We start from the raw sequence: 11,434 nt of genomic DNA, 5'->3' as shown, positions 1-11,434 counted from the left end.
TGTATTGGGAAGGGCTAGGCTTTGGCATGATTTGCTGCCTAGAAATTGTGAAGCAATACATCCAGAATCAGTCAGAGAGTGCTATCCATCCCCACCGTATAGACGGTGGGGAATTCCGCACCTTACGTTAAATCCACGATCAGCTCCCCATCCAGATTGGCCTTGCGGCTGCCGTCGGCACGGGTGACGACCGGCTTGGTAACCACCCGGTAGCCCAACTTTCTCAGCTCTGCCAGAAAACGGCGCTGGCCGAGGTTGTGCGGATCTGTGCCGCTGTAGAAATGCACCTCCATCTCCGTTCGGCCCTGGCCCAGCCAGCTCAACAGTCCGGGGTAGTCGAGAGGGGATCCCCATTGCTGGGCACTGGCGTGCAGGTTAGCGCCGTCAATAAACACCCCCAGAGCTTTACGAGGGGAAGGGAGGGCTGGCTGGGACTCCACCTGCTGCTGCAGACGTTGCAATTGCGCCCGCATCGACTCCAGTTCCTCAGGAGTCGCCTGGGGCAGAGCATTGAGCCGCAGTTCTACAGCTTTGAGCCGCCGCTGGATCAGTTGAATGGCCTGCGTGGTGGGAGCCAGTTGCTGCCGCACCGATAAATGTGACGTAGGCCGAGCTTCGAGAGCGTCGATGCGCGCCTGTATCGCCCCCAGTTGGGTCGCCATCTGTTCCTGCTGCTGCCAGCTCTGCCCCAACACTTGGCAAAGCTGTTCTTCGCGGCGGCGGATGGCCGGGTAAGCCGCAGCCACAGGCAAGAGACCCCAGACGACCTGGCGGGTTACTAAGGCTGTCACCCCCAAAGCCAGGGATCCCGCCCATAGCCAGGTTAGAGGAAAGATGGGAGTTTTGCTCATCGTCCATTCTCCTGCTGCATCGCTTACGGGGATCTGGCCAGGCATGAAGGGCTCTCTCGCTGGACAAGAGACTTGGGAGTTGGCGGAGAGATACCCCAATGCCCTTCGACACCCGCCTCCGTAGTATGTCTGTTGTTGGAAGGGGGGACTTCCAGCTAGGGGAGGAGAAATTATGTCAGTAGAAGTCAATTCTGAAGGGAACCGGGCTGGGTTGCCCGACAGGTTTATCCCAGCAGTTCCCAACCCGTTATCCCGGCAAAGATCAGAAACAAGCTGCCTCCCAACCAATGCACGGCTCGTTCAGAGATATGGGCTGCTAAAAACCGGCCACCCACCACCGCCAACCCCACCATGAGGCCGTGGCCGAGGGTAGCTCCTGCCCAGACACTCAATCCCGGATGAGTGGCTGCTAAGGAGACGGTGGCAACTTGGGTTTTGTCCCCGAACTCGGCTAAGGCTGTCAAGCTCAACGCTTCCCAGACAATCGTCCAGGCGCCGCCGCGGCCAGCCCCCTTTTCCTCGGCTTGTTCCACCAGTTTCAGGGCTTCTTCCTCTTCTGCTTTCTCTTGTTGAGGAGTCATTCTGTAGGCTTGCCAGAGCATTCTCAGCCCAAAGGCAGCAAAAACCCCTGCTGAGAGCACCTGCCCCCCCAGTGGTGGCAACAACTTGAAAAGTACCTTCCCGGCCACTACAGCCAGCAGGGTCATCAGCGCCAAAGCCAGCCATGTTCCCAGAAAGACCCAACGGCGCGGGTGACGCATTGCCAAAATGAGGGGGGTAAAAAAGGTCTTATCCCCCAGCTCTGCCACTGTGACCAACAGGAAACTCGACCAAAAACCGGCCCACATGTTTTAGCCTCCAACCTCTCTTGTATGCAGGGTGGCTCACAGCTAGAGGTGAAGGCCGGAGAAGTCAGACGGGATCACCAAGCTCACCTCTGCGTGAACCCAGTGAAAGTCTCGTCACCAAAGCAGCCCAAAGTAATTCTCTGGGCAGGCTTTGTCTGCTGCACCGGGCTTGCTGGCCAGTATGTCGATGCAGAGGGCGGTGGGCCACCTGACTACTCCCTTTCGAGGCTAAATGGTAACATGTCGAGCAGCAAGCGGAAGGAGCCAATACTTGAGAGAACGATCACCAGCAAGCTACTGAAATCTGGGCTCCCCAAGGCCAACGAGAGTAGGGCAGGAGAAAGGGCAGGCTATCACCGAAATGCACGGGATACCCCAAGGGATAGCGCCTAAAAAGAGCGGCGGCGGTCGAACAGTGAGGCCTACGGCCCGCTAGCGCGAGGGGCTTTCTACCTGTTGAGGCAGTTTGTGCAGTACAAGGCAATGAGGGTAGGGGTCGAGGTTGTAGGGGTTCCGCCTGCCTACAGCTCACAGACCTGTCACCAGTGCTTGTGGCTTGGCCAGCGGGAAGGGGATGCGGATTTTAACGGTGCCACTCGCGTTAGCGGGACGGAGTCCTTGTGAGCGAGCTTCAGGGCTACTGAAAATCCTACCCGCCTATGCGGTAGGGTAGTTTATGGTCGAGGCATAGGATACAACTAGGAGAAAACTGCGTGGATGCAAAGTTGATCTTGGTGGCGGTCGCCCTGATCCTATCTTTGGCGAGCTTTTATTTTGGCACCCGCAACGGCTTCTACGACACCGACAAGTATCACGGCAACGGCTCTGCCCACTAGGGGGAGGGATTCGGAATAGTTCCTTAGATTTGTACGAGGTAGGCGGGGAACCCTTGCCCAAGCGAACTTCTCTCCAAGACACAGGCGAGGCTGGCGAGGCTTGGGTGCGGCAGTACCTGGAGGAGCAGGGCTGGCAGATCCTGGCGCAACAGTGGCGCTGTAGTTGGGGGGAACTGGATCTGGTGGCCGCTAGGGCAGGGGAGTTGATTTTTGTGGAAGTGAAAACCCGCAGTGGCGAGGGCTGGGATCAAAAGGGGCTTTTGGCGGTTGGGATCCAGAAGCAGCGGCGCCTGATCCGAGCCGCCCAAGCTTTCTTGAGCCAGCACCCTGATCTTGCTGAATTAGCCTGTCGCTTCGATGTCGTTTTGGTGGAACAGCAACCGGCCAAAGAAGGGGTGAGCTACGCCTTGGCAGACTATCTGCAGGGCGCTTTTGAGCTTTGGGAATAGCGCCGCTCGTCCAGCCAAGTTTGTAAAATTACCGCCGCCGACTGTTGGTCGATTAAACCCTTCTGGGCCCTGGCTGGGATCCCGGCCTCGCGCAGATCCCACTCCGCCTGCACCGTGCTTAGGTACTCGTTGACCGTAACCACTGGCAAATCCACTGTCGCGCGCAGAGCCCGTACAAACCGCTGCACCTTGCGGGCTTGGAATCCCACTGAGCCGTCCGCCAAAAGGGGGATCCCGACCACCACCACGGTGGCCCGACGGCGGCGGATCCACTCCTGCACTTGGGCGATATCTTCGGGCAGGGAACGGCGCCGGATCACCCCCAACCCCGTGGCCAGCAGGCCCAGCCCGTCGGAGCCGGCCACGCCGATGCGGCGGTTGCCCACGTCCAGCCCCAGCGCCGAAAAGGGATCCCTTGTGGCAAAATAGTTCAGGTCTGTTGACATCTGGTTACCCCTCTTGCCGACATTGTAACGGCCTGAAACTCCCTGTTCCTAGCCGTGTAGCTCGACTGATCCTCTGTCCTTTTTCGACGACCTTTTTTGGAGCCTTCTCGATGACCAGCGCCACCCTGTCTCTCCCCAAGCACGAAGTCAAAGACCTTGGCCTCGCCTCCCTGGGCAAGCAACGGATCCAATGGGCGGCGCGGGAGATGCCGGTGCTGGCCCAGATCCGGGAGCGCTTTGCTCAAGAAAAGCCCCTGGCCGGGCTGCGCCTGGTGGCCTGCTGCCATGTCACCACCGAAACGGCCAATCTGGCCTTGGCGCTGCAGGCAGGGGGAGCCGATAGCGTCCTCATCGCCAGCAACCCTCTCTCCACCCAAGACGATGTGGCCGCCAGCCTGGTGGCGGACTACGGCATCTCAGTCTTTGCCATCAAAGGAGAAGACGTAGCCACCTACCGCCGCCACGTGCAGATTGCTTTGGATCACCGCCCTAACCTGATCATCGACGACGGCGGCGATGTGACGGCAGAGCTGGTGCAGCACCGTCAGGAGCAGCTCTCGGAGATCATCGGCACCACGGAGGAGACCACCACCGGCCTGGTGCGCCTGCGGGCCATGGTCAAGGCGGGGGTGCTCAGCTTCCCGGTGATGACCGTTAACGATGCCGAGACCAAGCACCTGTTCGACAACCGCTACGGCACTGGCCAATCCACCCTAGACGGCATCCTGCGTTGTACCAACATTCTCTTGGCCGGGAAAACAGTAGTGGTAGCCGGCTACGGCTGGTGCGGCCGGGGAGTGGCGATACGGGCCCGCGGCATGGGATCCCAGGTGATTGTGACCGAGGTCAACCCGGTGCGGGCCCTAGAGGCGGTGATGGACGGCTTTCGGGTTATGCCCATGGCTGAAGCCGCCCCTCTGGGAGATCTCTTCGTCACGGTCACTGGCAACAAGCACGTCATCCGCGGCGAGCACTTCGACGCGATGAAGGATGGGGCGATGGTCTGCAACGCCGGCCACTTCGACATCGAGATCGACCTGGTGGCGCTCCAGCAGCGGACGGTTTCCCGGCAGACGGTGCGCCCCTTTGTGGAAGAATACCGTCTTCAATCGGGCAAGTCGGTAGTGGTGCTGGGGGAGGGCCGGCTGATCAACCTGGCTGCTGCCGAAGGCCACCCCGCCAGCGTCATGGACATGAGCTTTGCCAACCAAGCGCTGGCCTGCGAGTACCTGGTGAAAAACCGTGGCCACCTGGCTCCTGGGCTGCACCCCATTCCTGCGGAGATCGATGAGACCATCGCCCGCCTCAAGCTCAAAGCCATGGGGATCCAGATCGACAGCCTTACCCCGGAGCAGATCGAGTACGGCAACACCTGGACGGCAGGAACCTAGAGAAAGCCCCTCACCTCCGCGGTGGAAAACCTGGCCCACCTGCGCCGTTGGGCCAGCAGGCAAGCGGGTTGCCAGCTCCCTCCCAGCGGGCTAGCCGGTTGACCAGCGCCCCGGATGGACAAATTGCCTAACGGTAGAGTTCAAGCACCACTACCCCGGTGCACCTGGGCCCAGACGCGGGTGGGCAGACCCCAGATGTAGATGAAGCCTTCGGCAGCCCGATGGTCGAATTGATCCCCTTCCCCGTAGGTGGCCAGCTCCGCGTTGTAGAGGGAGTAGGGGGAGCGACGGCCCACGCAGACGGCCTGGCCCTTGTGCAGGCGCATCCGCACCATGCCAGTGACGCTTTTTTGGGTGGTGCGAATGAAGGCGTCGAGGGCCTCCCGCAGCGGTGAATACCAAAGGCCGTTGTAGATCAATTGGCTGTAGGTGGTCTCGATACCGTACTTGTAGTGGATGACCTCGCGGGTGAGGGTGAGGCTCTCCAGCTCGCGGTGGGCCTGGATCAACACCGTTAGGGCGGGGCACTCGTAGATCTCGCGCGACTTGATCCCCACCAGCCGGTTTTCAATCATATCGATGCGACCGACACCGTGGCTGCCAGCCAAGTGGTTGAGCCGCTCGAAGAGGGCTCTGGGGCCAAGGCGCTGCCCGTCCAGCTCTACCGGGATCCCCTCTTCAAAGGCGATCTCCACATAGGCGGGCTCGTCGGGGGTTTGGGAGATGGGGCGGGTGAGGGCGTAGACTTCCTCCGGTGGCTCTTGGTCGGCGTCTTCCAGGATCCCGGCTTCGACGCTGCGGCCCAGGATGTTGAGGTCGATGCTGTAGGGGCTGGACTTTTGCACCGGCATAGGGATCCCGTAGCGCTCGCCGTAGGCAATGGTCTCCTCGCGGGTCATGCCCCACTCGCGGGCCGGGGCCAGCACCTTGAGCTTGGGGTTCAAGGCGGCGATGGCCAGGTCGAAGCGCACCTGGTCGTTGCCCTTGCCGGTGCAGCCGTGAGCCACGGCGTCGGCGCCCACCTCTTCTGCCACCTCTACCAACAGCTTGGCAATCAGGGGGCGGGCCAAGGCGGTGGAGAGAGGGTAGCGCTGCTCGTAGAGGGCATTGGCCTGGATGGCGGGGAAGGCGTAGTCGGCAATCAGGATCTGGACGGCCTCCCGCACCAGGGATTGCTCCGCCCCGGCCCTCAGCGCCTTGGCTTGGATGGCCTCCAGCTCCGCCCCCTGACCCAAGTCCACCGCCAGGGTGACTACCGATTCCACTCCCCACTCGTGCTTGAGATAGGGGATGCAGACGGAAGTATCGACGCCCCCCGAATAGGCCAATACCACTTTCTTTGCCCGTCCCATGCTGCTGCGGATCCCTGTTCAAAAGAAGTTGCTAGCCCATTATGCCCTGTGGCTGGGAGCTTGAGGCGGGGGTCGGCACCTAGGAGTGATTCAGCTCCTGGAATTGGGATCCGCAGCGTTACCCAAGTTGCAAAGCCCATCATCTGGCCCGCTGCCAACGGCCAATCCATTTCTACCAGCATCTAACGCAGATAGGGCCCCAACTCCTGGAGTCCACCCAGGCCTGTGCCGCGACAGAAGTTTTTTAAATTTTTAAAAATTTGTGTTAATTTAGGGGCAGCCTCCTCTTCGTTGCGCAATCCCTATGAGCGGCATTCAACTTCCCCCATGGCTGAAGCTGGCCTTGCCTTTCTTTCACCCTGTGCTGATGATTTTCGCCTTTGTCCTAGCTCTCTACGCTCTTTACCTGGGCCTGCAGGTGCGACGGCTGCGCACTGCTTCTGCAGAAGAGCGCAAAGAACTCATCAAGGGTAAGTTTGGCCAGCGGCACTTTCTTGCTGGATCCCTGTTCTTGCTGTCGATGGTGTTCGGGGCCCTGGGCGGCATGGGGGTGACCTACCTCAACAACGGCAAGCTGTTCGTTGGCCCCCACTTGCTGGCGGGATTGGGCATTGTGGCCTTGGTGGCTAGCTCTGCGGCTTTGGCGCCCCTGATGAAGGATGGCCAAAAGGCCTGGGCCCGCAATGTCCACCTCCTGCTGAATTTGGTGATTTTGGGGATCCTGGGCTGGCAGGCGGTGACTGGCTTTCAAATTGTGCAGCGCATCGTCAACCAGATGCTAACCTCTCCTCAGCTGGCCTAGCCCTTTTCCGGCTAAGGGCGATCGATCTGGAAGGCGTCCATGCCACAATGGACGCTATCCCCTTTGTCTTTCTCCTTGGATTGGAGAAGGATGCTTTCCCAAGCTACTGAGCCCTAGCAAGCGGTTCTCCCATGCCTGTTAGCCCTCTTCCCAGTTGGGTCAAGCGCTCTATTGGCAAGGCCAGCGATATCTCGGCGGTGCAGCAGGTGATCAAGCAGCGGGGCCTGCACACCATCTGCGAAGAGGGGCGCTGTCCCAATCGGGCCGAATGCTACAGCCAAAAGACCGCCACCTTCCTGCTGATGGGTGGGATCTGTACCCGCGCCTGTTCCTTTTGTCAGGTGGCCAGCGGGCGGCCCGCGCCGTTGGATCCGCAGGAGCCGGAAAAGGTGGCTGAGGCCGTTGAGCTGCTGGGGCTCCGCTATGTGGTGCTCACCTCGGTAGCTCGCGACGACCTGCCCGACCAGGGATCCGGCCGCTTCGTGGAGGTGATGGAAGCAATTCGGCGACGCTGCCCTGGGATCCAGATCGAGGTGCTCACCCCCGATTTTCGCGGGGATCGCGACTGCATTGCCCGTGTGGTGGCGGCCCGACCGACCTGCTACAACCACAACATCGAAACCGTACGCCGGCTGTCGCAGGCGGTGCGGCGCAGCTCTGGCTACGACCTGTCGTTGCGGGTTTTGCAAACCGTCAAGGAGCTGGATCCCGGCCTGCCCACCAAGTCCGGCCTGATGCTGGGGCACGGGGAGACCCGCGCGGAAGTGCTGGAAACCTTTCGCGATCTGCTGGCGGTAGGGTGTGACCGGCTCACCCTGGGTCAGTACCTGCAGCCTTCCCTGGCCCACCGCCCGGTGCAGCGCTACTGGACTCCGGAGGAGTTTGTCGAGCTGGGCCAGATTGCCCTCCAGATGGGGTTTCGCCAGGTGCGCTCTGGGCCTTTGGTGCGCAGCTCCTACCACGCCGCCGAAATGGCCCAGGATGGCGGGGAAGGGGGATCCTAGGCCTTTTCAGCCAGCTCTTGGCTGCTGATGAGATCCCGCAAGAGGGCCCCTAGGCCGAACCCCTCTGGGGCAAACCGGAGCAACACCTGTGGCGCCAGGGATCCCAGGCGGTACAAACTCACTCCCGCCACCAGACCTGGCAAGAGGCTGTTGCTCCAGCCTCCCCACAGCCAAGAGCTCACCCCCTCGGCCAAAAGCAGCAGCGCCCCGTTGAGTAGCAGCAGTCGCCACAGCCCCTCCTGGACGGATCCCAGCGCCCCCCCTAGGGATCCCCAGGGTAGGCGCAGCCGCATTCCCAAGCCCAGCAGCCACAGCCCATCCAGCAGCGGCGCCAACAGCAGATCCAGCCCCAGTGGCGCTAAGCCCACCGCGATCCCCTTGCCGAGGGCGCAGGCCGTGCTCCATTGCTCGACAAAGCAGGCGTGGTGCTGCCACTGCTTTTGCCAGAGCTGGGCCTGGAGGCACTCCAGCCGCTTCAGCACGTTGAGGGCCAATAGGGATCCCGCCTCTGCCTGCAAAATCTCCACAATGCGCTCTCGCAGGGCCTCGATCTGGGGTGCGGGCCGCTCCCATTCCAAGGTAATGCGGCCATCTGGCCAGTGGGTGCGCACCTTAGTGGGCTTAGGACAGGCGGCCACTGTTAAGATCTCCTGGGGCAACACCCAGCCCAAGTGATGGCTGATCTGGGTGCGAATGGCCTGCAACTCGGCTTCCGAATAGAGATCGCACTTGTTCAACACCAGCAGGATCGGCTTGTGCAGGGTGCGCAGCTCCAACAGAGCTTGGTACTCCAACTGGGTCAGGTCGGCGGCGATGACAAACAGGATCAAGTCGGCGGCGCGGGCCACCTCCCAGGCCAACTGTTCGCGGGCTTCTCCGTTGACCTCGTTCAAGCCGGGCGTATCGATGAGCCGCACCTGCCAAGGGATCCCCGGCCCCGGCTGCCACAGCAGCGATTGTGGCTGTTGCGTCACCCCGTTGAGGGGCCCTACCTCCAGGCGGGCCTCGCCGGTCAGGGCGTTCAAGACAGCCGACTTGCCGCGGTTGACCAGACCAAACACCGCAATGGAAAACACCCGACTGACAAGACGCTTGCGCAGAGTGGATAAAGCTTTGAACTCCGGCTGCAAGTCCTGACGGCTGGCCAGAGCTTGCCAGTGATCCCAGCAACGCTGAAAAACGGTTTCGGCTTGAGTTAGAGGAGTGGTCATCGACAACAAAAATGGCCTAACCCCCACTCTAGAAGGAATTGATCCCCATAGCCAGGCTAGTATTCCCCCCCAGCGTGGGGAAGTCCGCCGGGATCCGAAGCTCACAGAATGGGGCATGATCACCTTGGGGCGTTGGCGCTCCCGAGTCTAGAATCTCATCGACTGTTGCTATGCTGTACCGCCTCCCCAACTCGCTCCGCTGGCTCCGTCTTGGCGGATCCCATCGCTCCAAACAAGAGCGTCAAATTGTGCGCAGCCTGCTGGCCTTTGCAGGTGCCCTCCTGATCGTGGATATCGTGCTCCTGAGCGCCCTTTACTAGTCCGATGGTATTTCCAGCTCCCCATTTCTACGCTTGTCGAGAAAAAGCGCTATCATGGAGATCCATTGGTCAAGCTCCGTTGATGGCTCTGTAACTCCTACGAGGCAGGTCGGATGGATTGGGTAGAAAAAGTTCTCGAAAAGCTCCGCGAATGGGTGGAACGTGTAATTGATACCCTTCTGGGAAGTCCTGAGCCCCAACCTGCCCCCATTCCCGTAGAAAATGGATCCCATCGTCGTCGCTAATCCGACTGCCATCGCTTCCGGTGGCGAGCTCCTCAGCCTTCTGGTTCTGCACGGCCCCAACCTCAACTTGCTAGGGGTGCGAGAAGTAGGCATCTACGGCTCGGTGTCCTTAGAGCAGATCGATCGGGCGCTCCACCAGCAGGCAGAAGTTCTTGGGGCAAAGCTGGAGATCCTGCAGTCTAACCATGAGGGAGTGTTGGTTGATGCCGTCCACCGCGCCCGCCAGCAGCACGCCGGCATCCTCATCAACCCCGGCGCCTACACCCACACCAGCATTGCCCTGCGGGATGCCATTGCTGCCGTGGGTCTGCCCACCGTAGAAGTTCACCTGAGCAATATCTATCGCCGCGAACCTTTCCGCCAGCACTCCTACATTGCTGCTGTAGCCATTGGCCAAATCAGTGGATTTGGAGCCCACAGCTACCTATTGGGCCTACAGGCTCTAGTTCAGCACCTGCGGCTGCAGGCCGTCCAAACCTGACCGAAGAAGTTTGGCCTTACCTCGACGCTACCGCGATAGTCGCTGCTTGGTGATCCGCAAACGCGGGGAGGCCCCCCACCTAGAAGAGGCAGACACTGGGTTTCCCGGTGGAGAACATCTGTCCTCAGCCGTGTGGGAGAGGAGGGCAGGCGCCAGGTAGGTATCGTGCGGGCGCAACTCAAAGAGTGGTTAACTGGTAAGACCAGTGGGCAGCTGAGAGGGACAGTGGGGATCCCCTAGGTTCCTATCCATGGCTGCGCGGATCCGCCTGATTCGAGAGGACAGGCCTGCCCGGCTGCAGCTCAGACACCTGTCCGGCATTGGTCAACTGCAGGGGCTGCCCAGTTGCCAGAGCCAACACATTGGCCCGCAAAATGGCGGCAGGCTGTTCTCCAATAGCAGATCCCAGCACTTCCCCTTGACCATCCAAAAAGAGAAAGTGAGGGATCCCGTTCACCCGGTAGCGGCTCAACTCCGGCAGCCACTTGGGGTTGTCCACGTTTAGCATGACGAAGTTCACCTGATCGGCAAATTCTTTCTTCAAGTTGGCCAGGAGGGGTGCCATTGCTCGGCAGGTGGTGCACCAATCGGCGTAAAACTCCACCAGAGAAGGCTTGCCGTTGGCCTGCGCTTCCTCCCAGGACACTGCCTCTGCAGCCAAGTCGGCCAAGCTGGTGCTGGCCTGACGAGCTTGATTGGCTAGAAACAAGCCTGCCGCCAGGATCACTGCCACCATGGCAACTAACCCGTTGCGCAACCGTTTTGCCCAGTCTTCCTTCATAGCTCCATCACCTCGCCATCTGGTGCCCCTGGATTCAGCTTCCGCCTTCCCCGTTCTAGCATCCCCCTCTCTTGGCGGTGGGTCAACTAGGTTCTGGATGGTTGTCTCCCGGGTTTTGGGTGAGGGATCCCTGCTGGAGAGGAGGGCAGGTGGACATACTCCCCCCAGCTATAGCTTGCTTCTGCGCACCAGTAAGCCTAGGAATTCTTGTTGCTGGTTTCACTACAGCTTGTTAAAGAACCAAGGGGTACAGTAGCAACACTTAGCAAACCAACTCCGGAAGCAGGATGGATTAATCAGGAGTAAACAAGTCTGCACTATCTGCTCCACGCTATACTTCCCAACTCTGGAAAACTGCCGAATAAAATGCTTCAACACCGACCCCATCATCTCAATAGGATTCAATTCCGGTGCATA

General features: G+C 60.3%; 14 protein-coding genes and 1 pseudogene. 8 read left to right on the top strand and 7 right to left on the bottom strand.

The genetic code is table 11. The features are described from left to right. Positions 1 to 122 precede the first annotated feature (122 nt). Complete coding sequence (locus tag NW863_RS10155) at positions 123 to 851, bottom strand: NYN domain-containing protein (RefSeq protein WP_414366123.1); 729 nt, start codon at positions 849 to 851, stop codon at positions 123 to 125. A 224-nt stretch (positions 852 to 1,075) separates the two neighbouring features. Then, the gene (locus NW863_RS10150) at positions 1,076 to 1,699 is read right to left on the bottom strand and encodes a TMEM165/GDT1 family protein (protein ID WP_414366122.1); all 624 of its coding nucleotides are present in this window, start codon (positions 1,697 to 1,699) and stop codon (positions 1,076 to 1,078) included. Positions 1,700 to 2,155: 456 nt separating this feature from the next. Here NW863_RS10150 and NW863_RS10145 point away from each other — a divergent pair, with 456 nt between their 5' ends. The 3 genes from NW863_RS10145 to NW863_RS10135 all read left to right on the top strand — a co-directional run bounded on the left by NW863_RS10145 (position 2,156) and on the right by NW863_RS10135 (position 2,984). Continuing rightward, positions 2,156 to 2,323 carry a zinc ribbon domain-containing protein gene (locus tag NW863_RS10145; protein ID WP_414366120.1) on the top strand — a complete coding sequence of 56 codons (168 nt, stop codon included), beginning with the start codon at positions 2,156 to 2,158 and terminating at the stop codon, positions 2,321 to 2,323. An 89-nt stretch (positions 2,324 to 2,412) separates the two neighbouring features. After that, positions 2,413 to 2,535: a hypothetical protein gene (locus tag NW863_RS10140; protein ID WP_414366118.1), complete on the top strand. Its 123-nt coding sequence runs from the start codon at positions 2,413 to 2,415 to the stop codon at positions 2,533 to 2,535. Between the two features lie 29 nt (positions 2,536 to 2,564). Further along, positions 2,565 to 2,984 (top strand): YraN family protein, encoded by a 420-nt coding sequence (locus tag NW863_RS10135; RefSeq protein WP_414366116.1) that lies wholly within the window; start codon positions 2,565 to 2,567, stop codon positions 2,982 to 2,984. Here NW863_RS10135 and ruvX read toward each other — a convergent pair. Then, positions 2,951 to 3,430, bottom strand: a complete 480-nt coding sequence (ruvX, locus tag NW863_RS10130) for a Holliday junction resolvase RuvX (RefSeq protein ID WP_414366114.1) — start codon at positions 3,428 to 3,430, stop codon at positions 2,951 to 2,953. The two genes, NW863_RS10135 and ruvX, sit on opposite strands and share 34 nt — an antisense overlap. Positions 3,431 to 3,540: 110 nt before the next feature. Here ruvX and ahcY point away from each other — a divergent pair, with 110 nt between their 5' ends. Next, positions 3,541 to 4,821: an adenosylhomocysteinase gene (gene ahcY, locus NW863_RS10125; protein WP_414366113.1), complete on the top strand. Its 1,281-nt coding sequence runs from the start codon at positions 3,541 to 3,543 to the stop codon at positions 4,819 to 4,821. Between the two features lie 140 nt (positions 4,822 to 4,961). Here ahcY and NW863_RS10120 read toward each other — a convergent pair whose 3' ends face one another. Continuing rightward, positions 4,962 to 6,173, bottom strand: a complete 1,212-nt coding sequence (locus tag NW863_RS10120; RefSeq protein WP_414366112.1) for an argininosuccinate synthase — start codon at positions 6,171 to 6,173, stop codon at positions 4,962 to 4,964. A gap of 304 nt (positions 6,174 to 6,477) precedes the next feature. Between NW863_RS10120 and NW863_RS10115 the strand changes: the two genes are divergently transcribed. Both NW863_RS10115 and lipA read left to right on the top strand, forming a co-directional pair. Further along, complete coding sequence (locus tag NW863_RS10115) at positions 6,478 to 6,975, top strand: DUF4079 domain-containing protein (protein ID WP_414366111.1); 498 nt, start codon at positions 6,478 to 6,480, stop codon at positions 6,973 to 6,975. A 131-nt stretch (positions 6,976 to 7,106) separates the two neighbouring features. Next, a complete protein-coding gene (gene lipA / locus NW863_RS10110; RefSeq protein ID WP_414366110.1) occupies positions 7,107 to 7,979 on the top strand; it encodes a lipoyl synthase in 873 nt (290 codons plus the stop codon). Here lipA and NW863_RS10105 read toward each other — a convergent pair. Continuing rightward, positions 7,976 to 9,190, bottom strand: coding sequence for an Era-like GTP-binding protein (locus NW863_RS10105; RefSeq protein WP_414366109.1), 1,215 nt, complete (start codon positions 9,188 to 9,190; stop codon positions 7,976 to 7,978). The two genes, lipA and NW863_RS10105, sit on opposite strands and share 4 nt — an antisense overlap. Positions 9,191 to 9,360: 170 nt before the next feature. On the opposite strand from NW863_RS10105, the gene NW863_RS10100 reads away from it, so the two are divergent. Together NW863_RS10100 and aroQ are read left to right on the top strand one after the other, a co-directional pair. After that, the gene (locus tag NW863_RS10100) at positions 9,361 to 9,510 is read left to right on the top strand and encodes a hypothetical protein (RefSeq protein WP_414366108.1); all 150 of its coding nucleotides are present in this window, start codon (positions 9,361 to 9,363) and stop codon (positions 9,508 to 9,510) included. A gap of 222 nt (positions 9,511 to 9,732) precedes the next feature. Next, positions 9,733 to 10,236, top strand: a complete 504-nt coding sequence (gene aroQ / locus NW863_RS10095) for a type II 3-dehydroquinate dehydratase (protein ID WP_414366107.1) — start codon at positions 9,733 to 9,735, stop codon at positions 10,234 to 10,236. 244 nt (positions 10,237 to 10,480) lie between these two features. Here aroQ and NW863_RS10090 read toward each other — a convergent pair whose 3' ends face one another. Together NW863_RS10090 and NW863_RS10085 are read right to left on the bottom strand one after the other, a co-directional pair. Then, positions 10,481 to 11,017 carry a thioredoxin family protein gene (locus tag NW863_RS10090; RefSeq protein WP_414366106.1) on the bottom strand — a complete coding sequence of 179 codons (537 nt, stop codon included), beginning with the start codon at positions 11,015 to 11,017 and terminating at the stop codon, positions 10,481 to 10,483. Positions 11,018 to 11,239: 222 nt separating this feature from the next. After that, positions 11,240 to 11,434 (bottom strand): annotated as a pseudogene (locus tag NW863_RS10085) (IS630 family transposase); the annotation flags it as partial.

It is taken from the genome of Synechococcus sp. B60.1, from assembly GCF_047462555.1.
Lineage (GTDB): Bacteria > Cyanobacteriota > Cyanobacteriia > Thermostichales > Thermostichaceae > Thermostichus.
Note: the sequence above shows the minus strand (reverse complement) of the source record. Positions and strands in the feature narration are given on the sequence as shown.